The organism is Microbacterium alcoholitolerans (assembly GCF_050408615.1).
In the GTDB taxonomy this organism is placed as follows: Bacteria; Actinomycetota; Actinomycetes; order Actinomycetales; family Microbacteriaceae; genus Microbacterium.
Genome location: NZ_JBNTKD010000001.1, coordinates 1,026,193 through 1,047,417, shown reverse-complemented (window position 1 = coordinate 1,047,417; position 21,225 = coordinate 1,026,193). Strand labels below are relative to the sequence as shown.

26 protein-coding genes and 2 riboswitches are annotated in these 21,225 nt (G+C 68.8%); of the genes, 10 read left to right on the top strand and 16 right to left on the bottom strand.

Features of this window, described 5'->3' with window-relative positions; translation table 11 throughout:
* Positions 1–82: 82 nt before the first annotated feature.
* On the bottom strand, positions 83–529 hold the full coding sequence (gene arfB / locus ACQUSX_RS05025) for an alternative ribosome rescue aminoacyl-tRNA hydrolase ArfB (RefSeq protein WP_428905862.1): 447 nt from the start codon (positions 527–529) through the stop codon (positions 83–85).
* Between the two features lie 44 nt (positions 530–573).
* Between arfB and ACQUSX_RS05020 the strand changes: the two genes are divergently transcribed.
* Both ACQUSX_RS05020 and ACQUSX_RS05015 read left to right on the top strand, forming a co-directional pair.
* A complete protein-coding gene (locus tag ACQUSX_RS05020) occupies positions 574–1,551 on the top strand; it encodes an aldo/keto reductase (RefSeq protein WP_428929950.1) in 978 nt (325 codons plus the stop codon).
* A gap of 102 nt (positions 1,552–1,653) precedes the next feature.
* Positions 1,654–1,827, top strand: a complete 174-nt coding sequence (locus ACQUSX_RS05015) for a VOC family protein (RefSeq protein ID WP_428905860.1) — start codon at positions 1,654–1,656, stop codon at positions 1,825–1,827.
* A gap of 20 nt (positions 1,828–1,847) precedes the next feature.
* On the opposite strand, the gene ACQUSX_RS05010 is transcribed toward ACQUSX_RS05015, so the two are convergent.
* Positions 1,848–2,189: a YciI family protein gene (locus ACQUSX_RS05010; protein ID WP_428905859.1), complete on the bottom strand. Its 342-nt coding sequence runs from the start codon at positions 2,187–2,189 to the stop codon at positions 1,848–1,850.
* Between the two features lie 105 nt (positions 2,190–2,294).
* Here ACQUSX_RS05010 and ACQUSX_RS05005 point away from each other — a divergent pair, with 105 nt between their 5' ends.
* Positions 2,295–2,801 carry a flavodoxin family protein gene (locus tag ACQUSX_RS05005; protein ID WP_428905858.1) on the top strand — a complete coding sequence of 169 codons (507 nt, stop codon included), beginning with the start codon at positions 2,295–2,297 and terminating at the stop codon, positions 2,799–2,801.
* A gap of 54 nt (positions 2,802–2,855) precedes the next feature.
* On the opposite strand, the gene ACQUSX_RS05000 is transcribed toward ACQUSX_RS05005, so the two are convergent.
* Entirely contained in the window at positions 2,856–3,359 is a 504-nt protein-coding gene (locus tag ACQUSX_RS05000) for a tetratricopeptide repeat protein (protein WP_428905857.1), read from the bottom strand.
* A 26-nt stretch (positions 3,360–3,385) separates the two neighbouring features.
* Here ACQUSX_RS05000 and ACQUSX_RS04995 point away from each other — a divergent pair, with 26 nt between their 5' ends.
* The gene (locus ACQUSX_RS04995; protein ID WP_428905856.1) at positions 3,386–3,751 is read left to right on the top strand and encodes a hypothetical protein; all 366 of its coding nucleotides are present in this window, start codon (positions 3,386–3,388) and stop codon (positions 3,749–3,751) included.
* Between the two features lie 99 nt (positions 3,752–3,850).
* Here the strand turns inward: ACQUSX_RS04995 and ACQUSX_RS04990 are convergent, their stop codons facing one another.
* Complete coding sequence (locus ACQUSX_RS04990) at positions 3,851–4,321, bottom strand: DUF6630 family protein (RefSeq protein WP_428905855.1); 471 nt, start codon at positions 4,319–4,321, stop codon at positions 3,851–3,853.
* A gap of 92 nt (positions 4,322–4,413) precedes the next feature.
* On the opposite strand from ACQUSX_RS04990, the gene ACQUSX_RS04985 reads away from it, so the two are divergent.
* The 3 genes from ACQUSX_RS04985 (at position 4,414) to ACQUSX_RS04975 (ending at position 6,562) form a co-directional block, all read left to right on the top strand.
* Positions 4,414–4,809 carry an MmcQ/YjbR family DNA-binding protein gene (locus tag ACQUSX_RS04985; protein ID WP_428905854.1) on the top strand — a complete coding sequence of 132 codons (396 nt, stop codon included), beginning with the start codon at positions 4,414–4,416 and terminating at the stop codon, positions 4,807–4,809.
* An 82-nt stretch (positions 4,810–4,891) separates the two neighbouring features.
* Positions 4,892–5,461 (top strand): alpha/beta fold hydrolase, encoded by a 570-nt coding sequence (locus ACQUSX_RS04980; protein WP_428905853.1) that lies wholly within the window; start codon positions 4,892–4,894, stop codon positions 5,459–5,461.
* 36 nt (positions 5,462–5,497) lie between these two features.
* The gene (locus ACQUSX_RS04975; protein ID WP_428905852.1) at positions 5,498–6,562 is read left to right on the top strand and encodes a tellurite resistance/C4-dicarboxylate transporter family protein; all 1,065 of its coding nucleotides are present in this window, start codon (positions 5,498–5,500) and stop codon (positions 6,560–6,562) included.
* 21 nt (positions 6,563–6,583) lie between these two features.
* On the opposite strand, the gene ACQUSX_RS04970 is transcribed toward ACQUSX_RS04975, so the two are convergent.
* From ACQUSX_RS04970 to ACQUSX_RS04955, 4 genes are all read right to left on the bottom strand, one after another.
* The gene (locus ACQUSX_RS04970; protein ID WP_428905851.1) at positions 6,584–7,162 is read right to left on the bottom strand and encodes a 1-acyl-sn-glycerol-3-phosphate acyltransferase; all 579 of its coding nucleotides are present in this window, start codon (positions 7,160–7,162) and stop codon (positions 6,584–6,586) included.
* A 96-nt stretch (positions 7,163–7,258) separates the two neighbouring features.
* Positions 7,259–7,549: a Fe-S cluster assembly protein HesB gene (locus tag ACQUSX_RS04965; RefSeq protein ID WP_428905850.1), complete on the bottom strand. Its 291-nt coding sequence runs from the start codon at positions 7,547–7,549 to the stop codon at positions 7,259–7,261.
* A 78-nt stretch (positions 7,550–7,627) separates the two neighbouring features.
* On the bottom strand, positions 7,628–8,254 hold the full coding sequence (locus ACQUSX_RS04960) for a GNAT family N-acetyltransferase (protein WP_428929949.1): 627 nt from the start codon (positions 8,252–8,254) through the stop codon (positions 7,628–7,630).
* Positions 8,194–8,700 (bottom strand): DUF6328 family protein, encoded by a 507-nt coding sequence (locus ACQUSX_RS04955; RefSeq protein WP_428905848.1) that lies wholly within the window; start codon positions 8,698–8,700, stop codon positions 8,194–8,196. The genes ACQUSX_RS04960 and ACQUSX_RS04955 overlap by 61 nt, the downstream gene beginning before the upstream one ends.
* 83 nt (positions 8,701–8,783) lie before the next feature.
* Here ACQUSX_RS04955 and ACQUSX_RS04950 point away from each other — a divergent pair, with 83 nt between their 5' ends.
* A complete protein-coding gene (locus ACQUSX_RS04950) occupies positions 8,784–8,942 on the top strand; it encodes a hypothetical protein (RefSeq protein WP_428905847.1) in 159 nt (52 codons plus the stop codon).
* An 8-nt stretch (positions 8,943–8,950) separates the two neighbouring features.
* Here ACQUSX_RS04950 and ACQUSX_RS04945 read toward each other — a convergent pair whose 3' ends face one another.
* The gene (locus ACQUSX_RS04945; RefSeq protein ID WP_428905846.1) at positions 8,951–10,423 is read right to left on the bottom strand and encodes a DHA2 family efflux MFS transporter permease subunit; all 1,473 of its coding nucleotides are present in this window, start codon (positions 10,421–10,423) and stop codon (positions 8,951–8,953) included.
* Positions 10,424–10,587: 164 nt separating this feature from the next.
* On the opposite strand from ACQUSX_RS04945, the gene ACQUSX_RS04940 reads away from it, so the two are divergent.
* Complete coding sequence (locus ACQUSX_RS04940) at positions 10,588–12,471, top strand: ABC transporter ATP-binding protein (RefSeq protein ID WP_428905845.1); 1,884 nt, start codon at positions 10,588–10,590, stop codon at positions 12,469–12,471.
* A gap of 33 nt (positions 12,472–12,504) precedes the next feature.
* Here the strand turns inward: ACQUSX_RS04940 and ACQUSX_RS04935 are convergent, their stop codons facing one another.
* Both ACQUSX_RS04935 and ACQUSX_RS04930 read right to left on the bottom strand, forming a co-directional pair.
* On the bottom strand, positions 12,505–13,272 hold the full coding sequence (locus ACQUSX_RS04935) for an SDR family NAD(P)-dependent oxidoreductase (protein ID WP_428905844.1): 768 nt from the start codon (positions 13,270–13,272) through the stop codon (positions 12,505–12,507).
* A gap of 16 nt (positions 13,273–13,288) precedes the next feature.
* Positions 13,289–14,236, bottom strand: a complete 948-nt coding sequence (locus tag ACQUSX_RS04930; RefSeq protein ID WP_428905843.1) for a glycosyltransferase family 2 protein — start codon at positions 14,234–14,236, stop codon at positions 13,289–13,291.
* A gap of 116 nt (positions 14,237–14,352) precedes the next feature.
* Between ACQUSX_RS04930 and ACQUSX_RS04925 the strand changes: the two genes are divergently transcribed.
* A complete protein-coding gene (locus ACQUSX_RS04925; protein WP_428905842.1) occupies positions 14,353–15,339 on the top strand; it encodes a squalene cyclase in 987 nt (328 codons plus the stop codon).
* Between the two features lie 21 nt (positions 15,340–15,360).
* On the opposite strand, the gene ACQUSX_RS04920 is transcribed toward ACQUSX_RS04925, so the two are convergent.
* The 5 genes from ACQUSX_RS04920 to ACQUSX_RS04900 form a co-directional block, all read right to left on the bottom strand.
* The gene (locus ACQUSX_RS04920; RefSeq protein ID WP_428905841.1) at positions 15,361–16,524 is read right to left on the bottom strand and encodes a cysteine desulfurase family protein; all 1,164 of its coding nucleotides are present in this window, start codon (positions 16,522–16,524) and stop codon (positions 15,361–15,363) included.
* Between the two features lies 1 nt (position 16,525).
* Positions 16,526–17,377: a carboxylating nicotinate-nucleotide diphosphorylase gene (nadC, locus tag ACQUSX_RS04915; RefSeq protein ID WP_428905840.1), complete on the bottom strand. Its 852-nt coding sequence runs from the start codon at positions 17,375–17,377 to the stop codon at positions 16,526–16,528.
* On the bottom strand, positions 17,374–18,894 hold the full coding sequence (gene nadB, locus ACQUSX_RS04910) for an L-aspartate oxidase (protein ID WP_428905839.1): 1,521 nt from the start codon (positions 18,892–18,894) through the stop codon (positions 17,374–17,376). The genes nadC and nadB overlap by 4 nt, the downstream gene beginning before the upstream one ends.
* Positions 18,891–20,183 carry a quinolinate synthase NadA gene (nadA, locus tag ACQUSX_RS04905; RefSeq protein ID WP_428905838.1) on the bottom strand — a complete coding sequence of 431 codons (1,293 nt, stop codon included), beginning with the start codon at positions 20,181–20,183 and terminating at the stop codon, positions 18,891–18,893. Before nadA ends, nadB begins: the two co-directional genes overlap by 4 nt.
* 93 nt (positions 20,184–20,276) lie before the next feature.
* Positions 20,277–20,933 carry an NUDIX hydrolase gene (locus tag ACQUSX_RS04900; RefSeq protein WP_428907591.1) on the bottom strand — a complete coding sequence of 219 codons (657 nt, stop codon included), beginning with the start codon at positions 20,931–20,933 and terminating at the stop codon, positions 20,277–20,279.
* A gap of 88 nt (positions 20,934–21,021) precedes the next feature.
* Positions 21,022–21,115, top strand: a riboswitch (glycine riboswitch).
* 1 nt (position 21,116) lies between these two features.
* A riboswitch (glycine riboswitch) is annotated at positions 21,117–21,225 on the top strand.

Sequence of the window (21,225 nt, the reverse complement as noted above, 5' to 3'; positions counted from 1 at the left end):
CATGTAGTCGATGGAATGCAGTCTCTGTGACGCTGAGGTCTTCGCCGACAGCGCGTTCGTCTCGAGAGGGCATCCGCACAGCCTATTGCTCGGACGAGCCGGGCCGCTTTCGCCCGGCCTTGGTCTCTGCACGGCGCCGCTTGTCTTCGAGGCGCCGTCGTCGTGACCCCCTGGTGGGACCGGTGGGTCTTCGCGAGACGGCCGGTGCGACGGCTTCTCGGAGAATCTCGGCGAGCCGCTGCCGCGCGGCCATGCGGTTCTGCCGCTGCGAGCGGTGCTCGGCGGCGGTGATCGTGAGCACCGTCCCGACCAGGCGCGCATCGAGTCGACGGATGATGCGCATGCGCTGCACGTCGTCCAGCGCTGTTGTGCTGCCGAGATCGATGCTCAGCTGCACGCGGGAGTCCGTCGTGTTCACTCCCTGACCGCCTGGGCCGGATGCGCGGGAGAACTGCTCGATCAGCTCTGCAGCCGGCACACGCAGGCCCAGAGGCGCGCCCGGGCCGGCGGGCACGCGCAGATCCTCCATGTGTCAAGTGTGCCGCACGGTGCACGCCGCGATAGCTTGAGATGGTGAAGTACACGTCTCTCGGTTCCAGTGGCCTGGTCGTCTCCGCGCTCGGGATCGGATGCAACGCCTTCGGCCGTCGCATCGACCAGAATCAGACGACCGCCGTCATCGACGCCGCATTCGATGCGGGCGTGACGTTCTTCGACACTGCGGATGTCTACGGCACGGGCGAGTCGGAGATCATGCTCGGGCGGGCGCTGGGCGCCCCCCGCGACGAGGCGGTCATCGCGACGAAGTTCGGCATGGACATGGGGGAGACCTACGCCGGTGCCCGTGAGAACCGCGCCAGCCGCGGCTACATCGTGCGCGCCGTGGAGGGTTCGCTGCGTCGCCTGGGGACGGACCACATCGATCTGTACCAGCTCCACACGCCCGATCGCATCACGCCGATCGACGAGACGCTGGATGCCCTGAGCGACCTCGTGCGCTCAGGAAAGGTGCGGTACATCGGATGCTCGAACCTGTCGGCCTGGGAGGTGGCGGATGCTGTGCACATGGCATCCGCCACAGGAAGCGCGTCGTTCATCTCCGCCCAGAACGAGTACTCGCTCTACAACCGCAGCGCCGAAGTCGAGCTGGTTCCGGCACTCGAGCATTTCGGCATGAGCCTGCTGCCCTACTTCCCGCTGGCCTACGGGCTGCTCACCGGCAAGTACGCGGAAGCGGACGAGCCGCCCGCGGGCTCGCGGCTGGCGAAGGAGACGGCGCGCTTCGAGGGGGCGCGCTGGGACATCATCGAGGGCTTCCGTGCGCTTGCGAAAGAGAGCGGACGCTCGATGCTCGACTTGGCATTGGGCGGTCTGCGTGCCCAACCCGCCGTCGACACGGTCATCGCCGGAGCGACGCGCCCTGAACAGGTCGCAGCCAACGCCCGCGCCGTGGCGTGGGAGCCTACGCCCGAGGAACTGGCGAGGATCGATGCGATCGTGGCGCCCGGCTCGGGAACCGGCCACACGACGTTCGCCCCGTCGCGTCCCTGACCTGCTCCTGCATCTCGTCCAGCGACCGTCGAATGTACGTGCCCTGCAATGTAGGTGCACTGCGTTACGCTCGGGGCCACAATCACCGCCGGAGGTGTCGACGTGTCTTCTTCCACCCATCACTCCATCAACTCGGATGACCTCGATGCCACGGTGACCGCCGTGACGAGCGCAGGCGGAACCATCGTGGCCGGCCCCTATCCGTTCCCCGGTGGACGACGATTCGAGTTCACCGACCCCAGCGGGAATCGGCTCGGGGTGTACGCGGAGGTCTGACCGGGCATTCGGTGCAGCGGTCAGAAAAGCCGACGCATCTGCTGCGGCCAGCCGCACGCCTCAGCGATCTTTCCCGCCCACATCTTGGCTTCTTCTTCGTCGGCGACGTCCACGATGGTGAGGCCGCCGATGTACTGCTCACCGGGGGCCACAGATCCGGTTCCTGTCACGAGGGCGCCGCTCGTGGCGTCTGCGCTGAAGGCGCTGTCGATGTCTTCATCCACGCCTCCGGCGCAGACATACGCGCCCGCCGCTTTGATCTCATCGACCACGGCGTTGGCCAGCGGTCCGCGTGACGCGAACCACTCCTCGGGGTGGTCTCCGACCCACTGCTGGTTGAAATAGATGATGTACTGCGCCATGGTTGCTCCTCGCTGAGCGGCGGTGGTCCGAGGCTCATCCCGGATGCTACGCCGCATGCATCCGACGTTCCAGGGTTAGAAGAGCGGTCGTGGCACGCTGGGGTGATGAAGCGACTTCTGGTGATCCACCACGCTCCGACCCGCAGCGTTCGCGATCTGCGCGATGCTGCCGTCGACGGAGCGAATGATCCCGCCATCGAGGGGGTGGAGACGCGCTCGGTTCCCGCACTCGCCTGGGCGAGTGGCGACGAGGACGAGACAGCCATCGTCCAGGCGGATGGCTTCCTCTTCGTCACGCCCGCGAATTTCGGCTACATGAGCGGAGCGCTCAAGCACGTCTTCGACAGCACATTCCTCAAGATCGGCGGGGCGCTGCAGGAGGACGGCGCGCCCGGCGAAGCCGGGCGAGCTGCCAGGCGTCGTCCTTACGGTCTGATCGTCCATGGCAGATACGACACCACCGGGGCGGTGCGGTCGGTGGAGGGGATCGTGCGCGCGCTGGGCTGGCGGCCTGGTGCCGCACCTGTCGAAGTGCTCGGCGATGTCCACCATGGGCACCGCGCTTCGGCGAGGGAACTCGGCGCCACTGTGGCGGCGCTGCTCATGCAGTGAGACGGTTCGGGTCGCACCGACGTCGCGCGGAATCGGTCTCGCCTCGGTCCGCAGTTACAGGGATGCGTCGGTGAGTGCGGCGGCGTAGTTGCGCATCGAGCGCTGGTAACGGGGGAGCGCGTCGATCTGCGCCTCGATGGCGACGCGCAGCGCCTCATCCTTGCGCCCCGCGCTGTGCAGAGCGAGAGCCAGCACGACACGCGGTGCGGAGCCCGTCGACTCGTGGACCGGAGCGGCCTGCAGTACGGCGATGGCCTCATCGAGTCGACCGAGGTTGCGCAGGGTCGACCCGTACTGCACGGCGAGCTGCGCATGGCGTGCCTCATCGAGTCCGAGTTCGAGCGCACGTTCATACTCCGCGCCGGCTTCCGCCTCGAACCCCATCGAGTCGTACATGCCGGCGAGCTCGAACGCCGCGCGGCCGTCAGACGCCGGGCATGTCGCAGCCAGTTCACGCATCGCCGCGACGCCGCGGTCGCGATCGAGCGAGTCGAATCGCTTCCAGAGGTCCGCGATAGAGGCTTCCCATGCGTGCAGACCTGCGTTCACAAGGATCATCCTGCCAGCTCCGTTAGCCTGGCAGAATGCGCCGATTCGCCGTTCTTCCCCTGCTCGCCATCGGACTCCTCGCCGGATGCTCGCAGGTGGCGCAGCTTGCCGGAGAAGCGACCGGCGTCGACGTCGAGCAGGTCTGCAGCTCGGTGGACGGCGCGTACAGCCAGTACCAGGGGATGCTGGATCAGGGTGACGCCAGCGCCGAGCAGATCGCAGAGGCGCGCGACGGTCTGGTGAGCACGCTCGACGGTGCCGCCGACGATCTCGACGGCCCGGCCGGCGATCTCATCCGCTCCAGCGCTCAGCGACTGGCCGAGACCTCGGCGCCCGACGTGCCTGAGGCGATCGAGGCGATAGAGCAGCTGAAGGACTCACTCGAACCCTTCTGCAGCTGAGTCGATTCACCGCGCGTCGCCAAGACTGCGGTCAGGACAGGGCCGCGGTGAGGACAGGGCTGCGGTGAGGACAGGGCTGCGGTGAGGACAAGGCCGCGGTCATGAGAACGCGCGAGCCGAGTGGCCCAAGCGCGAAGCAAGTGCGATCGCCTCCGGGCCGTTCGCGCGCGGCACGACGACGAGCGGATAGGCGTCGTCGTCCTCCTCGAGATGGACGATTCTCAGATCGTGCGCCGCCAGGATGCCGTCGGCGACGACGATCGCCGTGATCAGATCGCCCTCCACATCGCCGACCCGATCGAGATCGACACCCGCCCGGAAGACCCGCGGGATCTCCGTCAGCGCGTCAGCCAGCTCGACCCCGGAATCGTCCGGGTCGAGGTAGGCGAGGGCGCCGGCATCGTCGAGACCGTCGATGAGCGCCATCCACGGATCGGCATCGTCGTTCGAATCGGCGGCGGCGCGCTCGACATCAGGCTGAAGCATCGGATCGTCGTCGAGCAGTTCGCACAGGCGAGCCCAGTCGCTCTTCGCGGTCTCATCCCCGGCATCCGCGTTCTCTGATCGCATCGTTCAACCTTCGCACGCCGGCACCGCCCGATCAGCATCCGACCCGCCGCATCCGCGCGCCTTATGTCGGCGGCACGCCGTACTCTCTCGTCATGGCCACACTCGCTGACCTCCGCCGCATCGCCGCCGCTCTCCCCGGCAGCGAGGAGCGTGCGATGACCGGCGGTGCCGCGTGGTTCGTGCGGAACAAGCTGTATGCCTGGGAATGCCACCCGTGGCCGAGCATCCCGGCAGACATGCGCGAGATCATCGCGTCAGAGCTGGTCGTCGGAGTCAAGGTCGCCGAGCCGCTGGAAGCCCGTGCGCTCGTGCAGATGAGCCCGGACGTGTTCCTGCGCGAGACGACGCGCTGGAGCGAGCCGAAGGTGGCGTTCCGCATGGCCGCGATCGATGACGATCATCTCGCCGAGCTGGTCACCGAGGCCTGGCGCGTGCAGGCCCCGAGATACCTGCGTCGTGGATTCGACGACATTCCGACGGCGGGATGAACTTGTCGGCGGGCGGCGTCGTTGCATACGGTGTTGAAGGCAGCACACGCGCCGCGCACTCCACAGGAAAGAGCATCCGACCGTGACCCAGAAGACGATCTTCGAACCCGAAGGACGAGCCGTCCCGTTCGTGGACGAGGGGGAGGGGCCGGTCACGCTCGTGCTCGTCACGAACCGCGACCTCGAAGCCGACGGTCTCGGCGTGATCTCGCACTACCTCGCCGAAGAGGCCGGCTTCCGCGTCGTGCGCGTCGGCACGCGGGCCGCAGCCGACGGCGTGAGCGTGCAGGAGCGTGCAACGGATGCTGTCGCCGTGCTCGACCACCTCGACATCGCCGACACGTGGGTCGGCGGCCACGGTCACGGCAGCACCATCGCCCGCGTGTTCGCGGCCGAGCACACCGACCGCGTCAACGGCCTGCTCATGCTCGGCGTCGAAGACGAGCAGATCCCGCTCGCCCCGGGCATCCCGGTGCTGATCATCCAGGCCGAGAACGACGATGTCACGCCGGCGGCGCCCGCCGAGGCGCTGCAGGCGACCGCCCCCGAGCGCGCCAGCATCACCCGCATCCCGGGCGCGGACCACTACTTCCCGGCCACGCATCCGATCGAGACCGCCGTCGTGATCGAGGAGTACCTCGACTGGGACTGACCTGTCGGCGACGTCCGATTCTTCTATGATCTCGACATGAGCCCGATCCGCCATGCGGTCGCCCACCTGCCGCCGGGGTATTTCGCCGCGGTCATGGGCACGGGCATCGTCTCGATCGGACTGCACGACGTCGGCATCCGATCACTGTCGCTGATCCTGATGTGGATCGCGGTCGTGCTCTACATCATGCTCTGGGCGCTCTACATCTGGCGGGCGATCGAGTTTCGTCAGCACGTCGTCGCGGACCTGCGCGACCCCGAGCTCGCCTTCGCGTTCTTCACCATCGTCGCCGCCACCGATGTGCTCGGCGTGCGGCTGGCGAAGGAGGGAATGATCGCCGTCGCCACGCCGCTGTTCCTGCTCGCCGGTGCACTCTGGTTCGTGTTCGGATACCTGCTGCCATGGCAGGTGCTGATGACACGAGACGGCAAGCCGATCCTCGCCCGCGCCAACGGCACCTGGTTCATCTGGGCGGTCGCCAGTCAGTCGCTGGCCATCGGCATGACGCAGCTGCGTCCGTACGTCGACGCGGCCGCGGCGCCTTGGGTCGGGATGCTGGCCGTGCTCGCCTGGTCGGTCGGGGTGATCCTGTACGCGGCGATGGCGATGCTCGTGCTGCTGCGCGTCGTGCACTTCGGCGTCACCCCGCAGCAGTTCGACCCGGCGTACTGGGTGGCCATGGGCGCCCTGGCGATCGCCGTGGTCGCCGGAGCGGGAATCGTCGAGATGGGACACTCGCCGATGGTCGACGCGGTACGCCCGCTGATCGCCGCCACCGTGGTGATCTTCTGGGTGTTCTGCGTGTGGCTGATCCCACTGCTGATCGGTGCCGGCGTCTGGCGGCACCTGCTGCACCGGGTGCCGCTGCGCTACGTGGCCACGCTGTGGTCGATGGTGTTCCCGATCGGCATGTTCGCCGCGGCATCCATCTCACTCGGCGCCGCCGACGAACTGCCGGCCGCCGGTCTGGTCGGGCAGGTGGCGCTGGTGGTGGCGGTCATCGTCTGGGCACTCGTGTTCGTCGCGATGCTGCATCGGGCATCCCGCGTGGTGTGGGACACGCTGCGGTCGCAGCACGAGCCGGTGCGCACGAACGTGTGACGGCTGGCCAGGCCGAGCAGCTCAGGAAGCGGTCGTGCCTTCTTCGCGCAGGCGGGGCTCGACGCGATGCTCGGGCCGGAGGCCGGCCTTGTCGGCATAGAACGCTCGGATGCGGTCCATGTCGGCGACCACATCTCCGGTCAGCTCGAACGTCGGGCCGAGACCGGTCGTCATCGTGGTGCGATCGACGTAGCCGAGAGTCACGGGCATCCCGGTCTCACGGGCGATGCGGTAGAAGCCGGACTTCCAGTGCGTGTGTCCGCGACGCGTGCCGTCGGGAGTGACGACGAGGCCGAACACCGCGCCGGCGCGCGCTCGATCGACGACGTCGTCGACGACGCGGCTCGGGTCGTCGCGGTCGACCGGGATGCCCCCGAGCATGCGCATGAGCGGGCCCGTCCAACCGGCGAACAGGCTCTTCTTGCCCAGCCAGTGGAAGTTCATGCCCAGCCGCCATGCGATCGCCAGCATCAGCACGAAATCCCAGTTCGAGGTGTGCGGTGCGCCGATCAGCACAGTAGGGCGGGCGGGGGCGGGCTCGGTCTTGAGGGTCCAGCGGCTGAACGCCCAGTACACGCGCGCGAGAAGGCGTCGAAGCATTCCTCAACGCTAGGTGACGATGCATGCGCCGGCCGGCATACGGACGCAGAAGAGCCGCCGCCCCGAGGAGGGACGACGGCTCTCGAAACTCGACGCTCAGGCCGGCTGCGGCAGCAGGGTGAACGACACCGCGCCCTGATCGTCGACGGCGGCATCGAGCACCTTGTCGTCGAGGGCTTCGGCCGCGGACTTCTCAAGGAAGACGTGAATCGCGTCGTCACCGGCGATCGCATCGCCGGGTTCGGGTGTCGGGACGACCGTCACCGCGAATCGCGGTTCGGCCTCGGTGCCCGACGAATGGATGCGCAGACCGGCATCCGGCGTCGTGCTCTGCTGGGCGACGATGGTCGCCGCGATCGTGTTGGCGTTCTCGGTCAGGGTGAGCATCGCGCTCTCCTTCCGGTAGCGGACACCACGCCGTACGGCGCGATGCCCCGGCCACGATTCCGCACCTGCTCTGCTCGTTCAACCCCAGCGCGTCGACTCTGAGGGGTTTCCCACCTCGTGCTTGCGGACCTCCCAGGCCTCGCGGCCGATCGAGAAGTCGAGATGCGGCATGACGACGCCGCGGTAGTGCTTCACGAACCGGCCACGCACCGTCATCCCCAGCCTGATCGCCACGTTCATCGATGCGAGATTCGTGTCGCGGATCTGCGCGTGCACGGAATCCGCCTGCATGGTGTCGAACGCATGCTGCACGCACCGCGCCGCCGCCTCGGTCGCGTACCCGCGCCCCCACGCATCCTTCCGGAACAGGTAGCCGACCTCGATCACGTCTTCGCCCGAGCCGCTCTGGCGAGTGAGGCCGCACTGGCCGATAACCTCGCCGTCGGCGAGAGCCTCCACCGCCCACAGACCGAAGCCGTCGTCGCGATAGCGCATCTGCTGACGTGACAGCCAGTCCTGCGTCTCCTCATCGTCGAGGGGGCCTTCATACGCGACCATGACCTCGGGGTCCCGGAGAATGCGCTTCAGCGCCGGCAGATCGTCTGCGGTCAGCTCGCGCAGTCGAAGCCGACTCGTCTCGATGATCACCGGATCGTCGTCTCCCGGTGCTCGGAAGCGCGTAGACCGATCGGCAGCATGATCCACAGCACGACGATGGCGACGACGCCGACCCCGCCGGCGATGAGCGCGAACGCACGGCTGAACGTGAAGTCAATGATCAGCACGGTCACACCGACCGTGAGCGCGGCGATGACGATGAGGTTCGCCTTGACGATCCGATTGGCGACCCGAACCAGAACCGGCTTGCGACCTCTCGCGAACAGCAGGCGGTGCATCCCCACGGGCGTGAGCGCCAGCACGGTGGCGGTCGCCGCCAGGAGCACGAGCGTGATGTACAGCATCCGCTGCTCTGTGGTGAGATCGGTGAACAGCGGCTGGAACGCGACCGCCAGCAGGAAGCCGGTGAGGATCTGCGTGCCGGTCTGCATCACCCGCAGCTCCTGCATCAGCTCCTCCCAGTTCCGGTCCGCGCGCTCGTCGGCGGTCTCGTCGCGGCCGTCGGACTTCGCATCGCCTGCAGTGCTGGTCATGGAACCGCACGGTACACCCGCCGCAGTTCCGAGGGGAAGTCGAGCGCGGAGCCACCGCCCACTGAGGCGCGTACCATCGAGGTATGAGTGACGCGCAGAAGGTTCAAGGCGAAGCCGCGCTCGCCGAATTCCCCGGCCTGTCGCTGCTGGGCGACGACACAGCCATGGGTGTGTGCGCCGACGGCGTGTGCACCGTGCCGACGAACCACCACGCCGACCCCGTGCAGTCGAAGCGGGACTGACCTCCGCGTCAGTGCCCGGCGTGCGCCGGGGCCTCGTCGCCCTCATCCTCCGGCTTGCGGATGAGGAACGCACCGACGATCGTCACGGTCGCGATGACCGCGCCGACGGTCACGGCCGCACGGGTTCCCGCTGCGACCGCTGCCGGAACCTCGGTGCCGCCGCCAGAATCGACGATCGCGGTGAACACGGTCATCATGACCGCGATGCCGGCGGCGCCTGAGACCTGCTGGATCGTGCCGATCACGGCGCTGCCGTAGGAGTAGAACTTCGGCTTCAGCGACGCCAGCGCCGCGGTGAACAGCGGCGTGAACGACAGCGCGAGCCCGATCGAGAGCAGCGTCTGCGCGATCAGCACCAGCCACACCGAGCTGCCCGTGTCGAGAGCCGTGAAGAGCCACAGCATCGCCGAGGCGAGGATCGATCCGGGGATCAGCAGGATGCGCGTGCCGCGGCTGTCGTAGATCCGCCCGATCACCGGACCGAGAAGACCCATCGCCAGGGCGCCGGGAAGCACGATCAGGCCCGCAGACGTCGCATCCATCTCGAGGGCGTCCTGCAGAAAGAGGGGAATGACGGTGATGCTGCCGAAGAACGCCAGTGACAGCAGGAACATCTGCGCCATCGCGAGCGAGAAGTCCTTCGACAGGAAGATGCGAAGATCCAGCAGCGCATCATCCTTCTTCTGCAGCACGATCTGGCGCCACAGGAACAGCGCGAGACCAACGACGCCGACGACCAGGGCGATCACCAGGGGAGCGGGGTTCGCGCCGTTGGAGAGCCCGCCGATCTGGCTCAGGCCGTAGACGAGGCCGCCGAAGCCGAACGCGGAGAGCACGATCGAGAGCACATCGATCGGGGCATTCATGGTCTCGCCGACGTTGGTCAGCCAGCGCCATCCGATGAAGATCGCGACCAGGGCGATCGGCAGCACGACCACGAAGATCGCGCGCCAGCCGAAGTGATCCAGCAGGAAGCCCGACATCGTGGGGCCGATCGCAGGAGCCAGCGACATCACGACGCTGACCCGGCCCATGATGCGCCCGCGGGATGCGGGCGGCACGAGGTTCATCACGGTCGTCATGAGCAGCGGCATCATGATCGCGGTCCCCGACGCCTGCACGATGCGCGCGCCGAGCAGCATCGGGAAGCCGATGGCGAAGATCGCCAGCAGCGTTCCCGCCGAGAACAGGGTCAGCGCGGCGAGGAACATCTGACGCGTCGTGAAGCGGCGCAGCAGGAAACCGGTGGTCGGGATCACGACCGCCATGGTCAGCATGAACGCGCTCGTCACCCACTGCGCGGCGATCGGGGTGATGTGCAGATCGGCGATCAGGTGCGGGATCGCCATGCCCATCGTCGTCTCGTTGAGGATCGCGACGAACGCAGCCGTCAGCAGCACCCAGATGACCGCCATGTCCTTGCGCGGGATCGTGGCGGAGTTCGCGGCCGTGGGGATGGACCCGGTGTGGACGGCAGACATGGGTCTCCTCAGGAGTCGATGGCGGGATTGGCGCGAGTCCGAGAGTCGGATGCGAATGATCAGCCGTCTACCGTAACCTGTGCCGTTCCGATCGCATTCCCCCGGAGCGAGGTTTTTCCGGACGGCGCGCCTTCGCGCCGCGAGCGGCCCATTAGCCTGAGGGAATGAGTATGGGTGGCGGGCGCGGCGGCGGATTCCGCGGGGTCGACGAGCAGGCGCAGCGTCGCCTGAACGCCAGCGCGCCGAAGGTGGCGGGTCTCGGACGCCGAGTGGTCACGCTCTTCACGCCGTATCGCGGGCGGCTGCTGATCACGGCGCTGCTGGTCATCGTCGGCGCGGGTCTGGCCGTCATCCCCCCGCTGCTCGTGCAGCGCGTCTTCGACGACGCGCTCTTCCCGCTGGAAGGCAGTGGTCCGCACATCCGGCTGCTGATCATCCTGGTCAGCGTCATGATCGGGCTGTTCCTGATGTCGGCGGCACTGGGCGTCGCCCAGACCTGGCTGACCTCGACTGTCGGCAATCACGTCACGGGCGATCTGCGGGTGCGGCTGTTCGAGCACCTGCAGGCAATGGAGCTCGGATTCTTCACCCGCACCAAGACCGGGGTTATCCAGTCGCGGCTGCAGAACGACGTCGGCGGAGTGTCCGGCGTGCTCACGAACACCGTCACCAGCATCCTCGGCAACACCGTCACCGTCATCGCCTCGCTGGTCGCGATGATCCTCATCGACTGGCGCCTGACGATCATCGCGGTGATCATGATGCCGATCCTGGTGCTCATCCAGCGCAGGGTCGGCCAGGTCCGGGCGCGGATCGCCGCCGAGACGCAGGAATCGCTCTCGGAGCTGACCAGCATCACGCAGGAGACGCTGAGCGTCTCCGGCATCCTGCTGTCGAAGTCGTTCAACCGCCAGCGAACCGAGTCGGTGCGGTACCAGAACGAGAACCGCAACCAGGTGCGGCTGCAGGTCAAGCGCGCGATGAGCGGCCAGGGCTTCTTCGCCGTCGTCCAGGTGCTGATGTCGAGTGTGCCCGCGGTCATCTACCTGGTCGCCGGGTTCTTCCTCACCGGCGGGGCCCCGGACATCACCGCGGGCGCGATCGTCGCCTTCACGACCGTGCAGGCGCGGTTGCTGATGCCGCTGATGGGGCTGATGCGCGTCGCGCTTGATCTGCAGACGTCGGCGGCGCTGTTCGCTCGCATCTTCGAATACCTCGACATGGTCCCGCAGATCGGTGACGCCCCTGACGCGATCGATGCCGTCGACGCGCCGGGTCCGCGCGGTCGCATCGAGTTCGACGAGGTCGTCTTCCGCTACCCGGATGCGGGACCCGAGACCCGCCCGACCCTCGACGGCGTCTCGTTCGTCGCCGACCCCGGCATGCACGTCGCCTTCGTCGGACCCTCTGGTGCCGGCAAGACGACCATCCTGTACCTCGCCCCGCGACTGTATGAAGCCGCGGCGGGCACGGTGCGCTTCTCCGGTGCGGACGTGCGCACGCTGACGCAGGCGACGATCATCGACCAGATCGGGATCGTCTCGCAGGAGACGTACCTGTTCCACGCCAGCATCCGGGAGAACCTCCGCTATGCGAAGCCGGACGCCACGGACGAGCAGCTCGAGCGCGCGTGCCGCGCGGCCAACATCCATCACGTCATCGCGAGCTTCGACGCCGGATACGACACGATCGTCGGCGAGCGGGGGTACCGCCTCTCGGGAGGGGAGAAGCAGCGGATCGCGATCGCGCGGGTGCTGCTGAAGGATCCGCCGGTGCTGCTGCTGGATGAGGCGACGTCGGCCCTGGACACGGTGTCGGAGCGCGTGGTGCAGGAGGCGCTGGATGCCGCGGCGCAGGGACGCACCACGCTGTCCATCGCGCACCGGCTCTCGACCGTGATCGCTGCCGACATGATCCATGTCGTCGAAGCCGGGCGGATCGTCGAGTCCGGCACGCACAGCGAACTGCTCGCGAAGCGCGGGCTGTACGCGACGCTGGCGGCCCAGCAGCTCGAGGCCTCGCGGGTGATCCAGGATCGGCCCTCCTGACGGCGGGATCGCGTCGGACGGAAGACTATCCCGTCAGTGCACGGACAGGCCGCCGTCGACGAACAGCGACTGCCCGGTGACGTAGCCGGATGAGCGCCCGGCGAGGAACACCGCGATGCCGCCGAAGTCCTCCGGCAGACCGTTGCGGCCGACCATGGTGCGCTCGGCAAGCTCACGCACCTTCTCGGTGTCGTCCTGCAGACGGGCGTTCAGCGGCGTCAGCACGAAGCCGGGAACCAGTGTGTTCGCGGTGACTCCGCGTGCCGACCAGGCCTCGGCCTGCGACCTGGTCAGCGATTCCAGCCCACCCTTCGAGACGCCGTACACGCCGCTGGTCACGAAGGCGCGGTGCGCCTGCTGCGAGGAGATGTGGATCAGGCGGCCGAAGCCGCGCTCGAGCATGGCGGGTGCGAAGCGCCGGCTCAGCAGGAACGGCGCCTCGAGGTTCACCGACATGGTGGCATCCCAGACGTCCATGTCGATCTCATCGAACGGCGGACGCAGGTTGATGCCGGCGGAGTTCACCAGGATGTCGGGCTCGCCGAACGGCTCGGCCGCGGCATCCCCGACCTCGCGAATGCCGTCGCGCGTGCTGAGATCGCCCACGACGCCGGCCGCGCGGCCGCCGGCCGCACCGATCTCGGCGACGACCCTCTCGATGCGCGTCGCGTCGCGCGCGAGGATGACGACGGATGCCCCCGCCGCGCCAAGCGCGAGCGCGATGGCCCTCCCGATGCCGGAGGACCCGCCGGTGACGACCGCGGTCAGTCCGCGCAGGGAAAAGAGCGAGTCGATATTCATGGGTCGGCCTTTCGGATCACCAGCGGAGGGCGTCGGCGAATGTGCGGTCGGGGTGGGCGGTCGCGAACTCCGGCAGAGCCCCGAGGGCATCCTCGAAGGATGCCAGAGCCGCCCGGTACGCCGGATCGGGATGCTGCGCCGCGATGAGCTGCAGCGGCGGGATATCCATGGCCAGGATCAGGCCGATGCGGGCACGGACGGCCTCGGACGCCCCAGCGGCGGCAAGCACGTCGATGCCACCCAGCAGAGCTGCGAGATAGTCGTGCAGCACGGGCAGCTGCGCCCTGCTCTGCGTGATCGACGTGCCATCGGCCCGCACCCGCCAGTGCACGGCCACGTCCGGGATGACGTCGAACGCCCGAGCCTCGGTGTACATACGCTGTGCGACGACCTGGTCTTCGTAGGCGACGTTCTCGGGGAAGCGCCGCTCGTCCCAGAACTCGGTGCGGCTGAGCTTGGACCAGGCCACGATGTTCGCCGAAGCCGCCGGATGATCGGCCAGCGTCACTCCGAGGCGGCGCGGGGACGTGGCATCCGACACCCACGGCTGCACGCGGCCGTGGCGGTAGGCGCCATCGACAAGCCGCGTGCGCACATAGGCGGCGGCGACGAAGTCGCTGCCGGACTCGTCGAGTGCGCGCAGCCAGGTGGCGAGGGCGTGCCGGGTGAGTTCGTCGTCCGCATCCAGGAAGCCGACGAACAGGGTGCCGACGCGCTCCAGTCCCACGTTGCGGGCAGCTCCCAGACCGCGCGCCTCATTGTGATGGATGACCTCGAACCGGTCGTCCGCTGCGGCAGCCGCGGCGAACACGGCACCGGTGTCATCGACCGACCCGTCGTCGATCAGCAGGGCCCGCCAGCGCTGTTCGCTCTGTCCGCGCAGCGACGCGATCGCGGCCGGGGCGAATGCCGCGATATCGCGCCCGGGAACGATCAGGGTCACCAGAGGATCGGAGCCGGGCACGAGCATGAGTCTACGGCGCGGGCATGAGCCTACGGCGCTCCTCAGCGCGCGATGGCGCAGGATTTCCGAAGAGCCGCGGGGTTCCCGATGTCGGCGGGCCGGCGTACCCTCAACCAATGGTCTCGCTGACGGAAGACAGAGTGGACTGGCTGCTGGATTCGGATCCGGCGCTGCGGTGGCAGGTCGAGCGCGATCTGCTCGGGCTGCCGGAGGAGCATTGGCGCGCGACCCGGGCGAAGGTCGCGAGCGAAGGATTCGGCGCTGCGATTCTCGCCCGGCAGGACGCCGACGGGCAGTGGGCCGGCGGCGCGTACTTCCCTTCGTGGGACTTCGACGGCGAGGGCGCCAGCGCGCGAGATCCGGAGGATCAGCCCTGGATTGCCACGACCTGGGCGCTGAAGGACCTGCGAGAACTCGGCCTGGACGCCACGATGCTCGCCGGCACAGCGGAGAAGATCGCCGCGAACTCCCGATGGGAGTACGAGGACCTGCCGTACTGGGACGGAGAGGTCGACGTGTGCATCAACGCGTTCACACTCGCCACGGGAAGCTGGCTCGGTGCCGATGTCTCTCGGCTCCTCACGTGGTTCCCCGAGCATCGCCTGGCCGACGGTGGCTGGAACTGCGAGGCGGAGGAGGGCGACTCGGCGCGCTCGTCGTTCCATTCCACCCTCAACGCGGTGGTCGAGATGCTGTCGTACGAGCGGCTGACCGGAGACGAGTCCCTGCGCGAAGTGCGGCATTCCGGCGAGGAGTACCTGCTCAGCCGGGGCCTGATGCGGAGGCTGTCGACAGGTGAGATCGTGGGTCCCTTCGTGACCGATTTCATCGCCCCGAACAGGTGGCAGTACAGCGCGCTCGCCGCGCTCGACCACTTCCGGCAGGTCACCCTGCTCGAGGGGACCGCACCCGACCCGCGAATGGGCGAGGCGATCGAGGCCGTGCGCGCCGCCCGGCAGCCTGACGGCACCTGGCTGCAGGGCGACCTGCCCGGCGGGGCCGTCTGGGTTAACATCGACGCACCACAGGGCGAGCCGTCCAAGTGGCTGACTCTCATCGGCACGCGGGTGCTCGATTGGTGGGACGCCGCGCAGACAGCGTGAGTCGGCGGAGATTCTGCGCAGCTACGGCGAGACGACGGCCGCGACAGCGGCGGCGACCAGGGATGCCAGGTGCGTGGCCGATCCTGCGGGCAGCGGCGTGCGAGCGAACGTGAAGCGCACGGATGTCTGCGCGGTGGTGGCGGGGATGCCCAGCGCGAGCAGTACGGGCGAGGGCTCGTCACTCCCGGCGGCGCACGCCGATCCGCTGGACGAGATCACCCCGCGGCGCTCCAGTTCGAGCAGCACCGCCTCGCCGCTGGTGCCGGCGAACGTGAAGCTCGCCAGGTTCGGCAGGCGGTGATCCGCCGAGCCGGTGAGGGATGCCTGAGGCACAGCCTCCCGCACCGCCGCGATGAACTCGCTGGTCTGCGCGGCTACGGCCCCGGCGTGCTGAGCGCGCTCGACAGCCACGAGGTCGAGCGCAGTGGCCAGACCCACCGCACCTGCGACGTTCTCGGTGCCGCTGCGCCGGCCGCGCTCCTGGCCGCCGCCGTGCAGCAGCGGCTCCAGCGGAACCCTGGAGCGCACCCCGAGCGCGCCGATGCCCTTGGGTGTGCCGAGCTTGTGTCCGGCGATCGAGATGGCATCGGCCCCGAGAGCGTCCAACGGCAGCCAGCCCGCCGACTGCACGGCGTCCACGTGCACGGGCACGCCGCGCTCCTGCGCTACGGCGATGAGCGACTCGGCGTCCTGCACCGTGCCGACCTCATTGTTGGCGTGGCCGAAGGTGACGAGCGCGGCATCCTTCGATTCCAGCGCTTCGGCCAGGTCCTTCGGCGATGCTCGGCCGTGGGCGTCCACCGGCAGGATCGTCACGCTCACGTCGTGGAAGCGGTGCAGGTACGCGGCCGACTCCAGGAGCGACTCGTGCTCGATCGGCGTGGTGACGATCGAGCGGCGCGCCGGACCCTCGGCGCCCGATGCGTGTGGCAGCGCCGCCAGCACGATGCCCTTCACGGCGAGGTTGTTCGACTCGGTGCCGCCCGAGGTGAAGATCACGTCGTTCGCGCGCATCCCGAGCGCGGCGGCGACCCGGCCCCGCGCCCACTCCAGCGCCTCCGCGGCCGCCTCACCGACCCTGTGATGACTCGACGGGTTGCCGAACACGCCGGTCAGGTAGGGGCGCATCGCCTCCAGCACCTCCGGGCGCACCGGCGAGGTCGCGGCGTGGTCGAGATACAGCACGTCAGCCGATTCGCAGGTCGAGTCCGAGATCGAGGGCGCGCGCGGAGTGCGTCAGCGCACCGACCGATATCACCTGCACCCCGGTCTCGGCGATCGCCCGCACCGTTTCGAGATTCACTCCGCCGGAGGCCTCGGCCACCGCACGTCCGGCCAGCAGCGCGACACCGGTGCGCAGGTCATCGAGTGAGAAGTTGTCGAGCAGCACGGTGTCGGCACCGCCGTCGAGCACTGCGGCGATCTGATCGATCCGGTCGACCTCCACCACCACGTGCGTGGTGTGGGGCAGCGAGCCCAGGGCCGACCGCAGCGCGGTCGCGAGGTCCTGCCCGCTGGAACGCAGCACCGCGAGGTGGTTGTCCTTGGCCATCACAGCATCCGACAGCGAACGGCGGTGGTTGCTGCCGCCGCCCGAGACGACCGCGTGCCGCTCGAACTCGCGCAGCCCCGGCGTCGTCTTGCGGGTGTCGGCGATGCGCACGCCGGTGCCGGAGACGGCATCCACGTATTGCGCGGTGAGCGTTGCGATGCCGCTCATCCGCTGCGTGAAGTTCAGCGCGACCCGCTCGGCCGTGAGCAGACTGCGCGCGGATCCCGTGACCGAAGCGAGCACGTCACCCGCGGTGAACCGGTCACCGTCGGCGAAGTGCAGATCCACGCGCACCGCCGGATCGGTGAGCGCGAATGCGGCGGAGAACACGTCCCCGCCGCTGAGCACACCGTCCTCACGGGCGACGAGATCGGCGGTGGCGGTGGCGTCCTCAGGCAGCAGCGCGATGCTCGTGATGTCGCCCCAGGGCGCATCCTCCTCAAGGGCTGCGCGCACGGTGCGCTCGAGGGTGGCCGGGGTGATCATGACGCTCCGATCAGGGCAGGAGAGGGGTGCCGGGTGGAAGTGAGGTGGTGCGAGCCGAGCGATTCCGTGCGGGCGAGGGCGGCGGATGCCACGGCACGCGCAAGAGTCAGCAGATTCGCATCCTCGTGCGCCGCGACGGTCGATCCGGTTGGCGGGCGCCACCGGTGCAGCTGCGCGACAGCATCCGAGAGTCCGTCGGGATCGCGCAGCAGCCCGACCTGTTCCCACATCAGCTGCTGCAGCTCGGAGCGGGTGAAGGGCGTCGTGACGTTCAGGTCGCAACCGTTGCCGCTATCGGCGCCGGATAGCGGCAACGAGTGCGACCTGGACACCTGCCACGAGGCGGCGGAGAGGGATTCGGCGGCGCGCGCGCCGAAGACGGCACCCTCGAGCAGGGAATTGGATGCCAGACGGTTCGCACCGTGGACTCCGGTGCGCGCGGTCTCGCCGACCGCCCACAGGCCCGGCAGCGACGTGCGACCGTCGAGATCGGTCGCGATGCCGCCCATCAGATAGTGCGCGGCGGGCGTGATGGGAACCGGATGCCGCGACCAGTCGAGCCCGCGCCGACGCAGCTGCGCGTCGATCGTCGGGAAGCGCTGCGCCAGTGCGGACGGGCCCAGCGCCGTGGCGTCCAGACGCACAGGAGCACCGTGCGCGGCGGCGACGCGCGCCACCGCCCGCGCCACGACGTCGCGGGGCGCGAGTTCGGCATCCGGGTGCTCGTCGAGCATGAACCGGTGACCGTCGGCATCCACCAGCACCGCTCCGGCGCCCCGGACGGCCTCCGAGATGAGGAACGCATCGGCGTCGGCATCGGCGTCGGCGAGGTCTGCGCTGTCGAGGACAGTGGGATGGAACTGCACGAACTCCAGGTCGGCGACTGCGGCTCCGGCGCGCAGCGCCATCGCGATGCCGTCGCCGGTCACCTCGGGCGGATTCGTCGTGTGCGCGAACAGCCGCCCCGCCCCTCCCGTGGCGAGCACGACCGCATCCGCCGCATGAGTGCCGGCGTCGAGTGATCGGATGCCCCGTGCGCGCCCGCTGTCGAGCAGCAGGTCCGTCGCGAAGACGTGTTCGCGCACCTCGATCCTCGACTCGCGCACGCGGGCGATCAGCGCGGCCGAGATGGCGGCGCCCGTGGCATCCCCGCCGGCATGCGCGATCCGCGGCAGGCGATGCGCCGCCTCGAGCCCTCGCGCGATGTCACCGTCGTGCGTGCGATCGAAGGGCACGCCCGCGGCGATCAGGTCCGCGATCGCCGACTCGGCCCCGTCGACGAGAGCGCCGATCGCCGGCGGGGCGCCGTGGCCGGAGCCCGCGTGCATCGTGTCGAGCGCGTGCAGCGCAGGGGAGTCGCCAGGGCCGTACGCCCCGGAGATGCCGCCTTGCGCGAGCGGAGTGCAGCCGTCGCCGATGGCGCCCTTGACGATCAGCTCGACGTCGTGACCCAGCGCCTCGGCGCGCAGCGCGGTGGTGAGACCCGCGATGCCGGCTCCGACGACGAGGACCTTCATCGGGGCTTCGCCGCCAGCATCCGCTCCAGCGCCACCCTGGCCGGAGCTGCGACGTCGTCGGACACCTGGATCCGATTCGGCACCCGGCCGGCCACGAGCTCCTCCAGCACCCAGGCGAGGTAGCCGGGATGGATGCGGTACATGGTCGAGCACGGGCAGACCACGGGGTCGAGGCAGAAGATCTCGTGCTGAGGATGTTGTGCGGCAAGGCGCCGCACCAGGTTGATCTCCGTGCCGATCGCGAAGGTCGTGGGCTCGGTGGCCGCGGCGATGGCGCGGCGGATGTGATCCGTCGATCCTGCCTCGTCTGCGGCGTCGACGACCTCCATCGGGCATTCCGGGTGCACGATCACGCGCACACCCGGGTGCTCCGCGCGGGCCTGATCGATCTGGTCGACGCTGAATCGGCGGTGCACCGAGCAGAATCCGTGCCAGAGGATGACCTGCGACGCGGCGAGCTCTGCGGCGCTGGAACCGCCCAGCGGGCGCCGCGGGTTCCACATCGGCATCCGATCCAGCGGCACGCCCATGGCCTTGGCGGTGTTGCGGCCGAGGTGCTGGTCGGGGAAGAACAGCACGCGGCGTCCGCGCTCGAATGCCCACTCCAGCACCGTGGCCGCGTTCGACGAGGTGCAGACGATGCCGCCGTGCCGGCCGACGAAGCCCTTGATGGCGGCGGAGGAGTTCATGTAGGTGACCGGGATCACCGGCACGCGCCCGTCGGCATCCGGCTCGTCGAGCGGCCCGAGGACGTCGGCGAGCTGTTCCCAGCAGTCCTCGACCTGATCGATGTCGGCCATGTCGGCCATCGAGCAGCCCGCGGCGAGGTTCGGCAGGATCACCGACTGCCCGGGCTTGGAGAGCAGATCGGCGGTCTCGGCCATGAAGTGCACGCCGCAGAAGACGATCGCCTCGGCATCGGGATGCTCGAGCGCGGCGTTCGCGAGCTGGAACGAGTCGCCCACGTAGTCGGCGTGACGCACGACCTCTTCCCGCTGGTAGAAATGCCCGAGCACGACGACGCGGTCGCCGAGCGTCGCCTTCGCGGCGCGGATGCGGTCGTGCAGCTCGGCCTCATCGGCCTCGCGGTACTCGGCGGGGAGCTCGCCCTGACGCGGCGCACCGGTGGGGATCACGTCTCCCATCGACGAGCCGGGACCGTAGCCCGGCCGGATGTCGAAGTCCCACGGCCCCGCCGCGAGATCGGTGGTGCAGGTGGAGTCCGTGGAGCTGCCGGCGATGATCGCCTGGATGGCGTGGTCGACGGACGGGTCGGTCAGGGTGGACATCGGACGCCGCCTTCTGGTCACTTCGACACTTACTGTGCAGGAACAGATTATGTCGATCTGACCATAACTGCAATCGCAGTCACGGGAGGGCCGTCACGCGTCGGCGAGATAGCGGTACAGCCGGGCCGGTCGGTGCTTCCCGGTGCGGAAGGACTCCGTCGGCACGAGCTCGTCCGATCCCTCCAGCAGGCGACGGAAGTTCGATGGGTCCAGGCGCTGACCGAGGACCGCCTCGTACACCTCGCGCAGCTCGGTCAGCGTGAATTCATCCGGCAGCAGGCCCGCCGCGATCCGGCTGTAGCCGACCTTGTTGCGCAGCCGCCACAGGGCGTACTCCGCGATGCGGTTGTGGTCGAAGGCGAGTCGCGGGATCGCGTCGACGTCGAACCACTCGACGTTCTCCGGCGCGCCGGCGGCCGCACGCTGCGCGTCGACCAGATCCGAGCGCAGCAGCGCCCAGTAGACGATCGCGATGGCGCGGGTCGGCGCCCGATCCACGTCGCCGAAGGTGTACAGCTGCTCGAGATAGCTCGGCGTGAGCGCCGTGGTCTCGGCGAGGGTGCGGGATGCGGCGGTGTCGAGGTCCTCGTCCGGGTCCAGCCATCCGCCAGGCAGCGCCCACTGGCCCAGATGCGGCGCTCGCGTGCGCCGCACGAGCGGCAGCATCAGACGGTCGCCCTCTGCTGAGCTGCGCAGCGAGAAGATCACCGTCGAGACGGCCACGCGGATCGCGTCGCCGTCCTCTGTCATGCCTGTCGCCACATCGACGAGCCTACGGGGTTGCTGTGCACCGCTATGCTGGGATGGCCAACTGAACAGCCAATTCAACAATGGCCGTACGACGTGTGCGGGAGAGTCCGGTGAACGTGACCGGGCACCGAAGGAGCAAGCCTCCCCGCCAATCTCTCAGGTATCCATACCGCGCATGTCCGGCCGCTCTGGAAAGTGATTTCGAGCGAAGCTCGATTTCCGCCGACGGTGAAAGCCCCCACTCCCTTCTCGAAGGGCGGGCGAAGCTCTCAGGCCCGATGACAGAGGGGGA

What these genes read in the sequence shown, in the direction of transcription:
- arfB (WP_428905862.1), bottom strand. Translation starts at nt 529, where the DNA reads ATGGAGGATCTGCGCGTGCCCGCCGGCCCGGGCGCGCCTCTGGGCCTG.
- ACQUSX_RS05010 (WP_428905859.1), bottom strand. Translation starts at nt 2,189, where the DNA reads ATGGCGCAGTACATCATCTATTTCAACCAGCAGTGGGTCGGAGACCAC.
- ACQUSX_RS05005 (WP_428905858.1), top strand. Translation starts at nt 2,295, where the DNA reads ATGAAGCGACTTCTGGTGATCCACCACGCTCCGACCCGCAGCGTTCGC.
- ACQUSX_RS05000 (WP_428905857.1), bottom strand. Translation starts at nt 3,359, where the DNA reads ATGATCCTTGTGAACGCAGGTCTGCACGCATGGGAAGCCTCTATCGCG.
- ACQUSX_RS04995 (WP_428905856.1), top strand. Translation starts at nt 3,386, where the DNA reads ATGCGCCGATTCGCCGTTCTTCCCCTGCTCGCCATCGGACTCCTCGCC.
- ACQUSX_RS04990 (WP_428905855.1), bottom strand. Translation starts at nt 4,321, where the DNA reads ATGCGATCAGAGAACGCGGATGCCGGGGATGAGACCGCGAAGAGCGAC.
- ACQUSX_RS04985 (WP_428905854.1), top strand. Translation starts at nt 4,414, where the DNA reads ATGGCCACACTCGCTGACCTCCGCCGCATCGCCGCCGCTCTCCCCGGC.
- ACQUSX_RS04975 (WP_428905852.1), top strand. Translation starts at nt 5,498, where the DNA reads ATGAGCCCGATCCGCCATGCGGTCGCCCACCTGCCGCCGGGGTATTTC.
- ACQUSX_RS04970 (WP_428905851.1), bottom strand. Translation starts at nt 7,162, where the DNA reads ATGCTTCGACGCCTTCTCGCGCGCGTGTACTGGGCGTTCAGCCGCTGG.
- ACQUSX_RS04965 (WP_428905850.1), bottom strand. Translation starts at nt 7,549, where the DNA reads ATGCTCACCCTGACCGAGAACGCCAACACGATCGCGGCGACCATCGTC.
- ACQUSX_RS04955 (WP_428905848.1), bottom strand. Translation starts at nt 8,700, where the DNA reads ATGACCAGCACTGCAGGCGATGCGAAGTCCGACGGCCGCGACGAGACC.
- ACQUSX_RS04950 (WP_428905847.1), top strand. Translation starts at nt 8,784, where the DNA reads ATGAGTGACGCGCAGAAGGTTCAAGGCGAAGCCGCGCTCGCCGAATTC.
- ACQUSX_RS04945 (WP_428905846.1), bottom strand. Translation starts at nt 10,423, where the DNA reads ATGTCTGCCGTCCACACCGGGTCCATCCCCACGGCCGCGAACTCCGCC.
- ACQUSX_RS04940 (WP_428905845.1), top strand. Translation starts at nt 10,588, where the DNA reads ATGAGTATGGGTGGCGGGCGCGGCGGCGGATTCCGCGGGGTCGACGAG.
- ACQUSX_RS04935 (WP_428905844.1), bottom strand. Translation starts at nt 13,272, where the DNA reads ATGAATATCGACTCGCTCTTTTCCCTGCGCGGACTGACCGCGGTCGTC.
- ACQUSX_RS04925 (WP_428905842.1), top strand. Translation starts at nt 14,353, where the DNA reads ATGGTCTCGCTGACGGAAGACAGAGTGGACTGGCTGCTGGATTCGGAT.
- nadC (WP_428905840.1), bottom strand. Translation starts at nt 17,377, where the DNA reads ATGATCACCCCGGCCACCCTCGAGCGCACCGTGCGCGCAGCCCTTGAG.
- nadB (WP_428905839.1), bottom strand. Translation starts at nt 18,894, where the DNA reads ATGAAGGTCCTCGTCGTCGGAGCCGGCATCGCGGGTCTCACCACCGCG.
- nadA (WP_428905838.1), bottom strand. Translation starts at nt 20,183, where the DNA reads ATGTCCACCCTGACCGACCCGTCCGTCGACCACGCCATCCAGGCGATC.
- ACQUSX_RS04900 (WP_428907591.1), bottom strand. Translation starts at nt 20,933, where the DNA reads ATGACAGAGGACGGCGACGCGATCCGCGTGGCCGTCTCGACGGTGATC.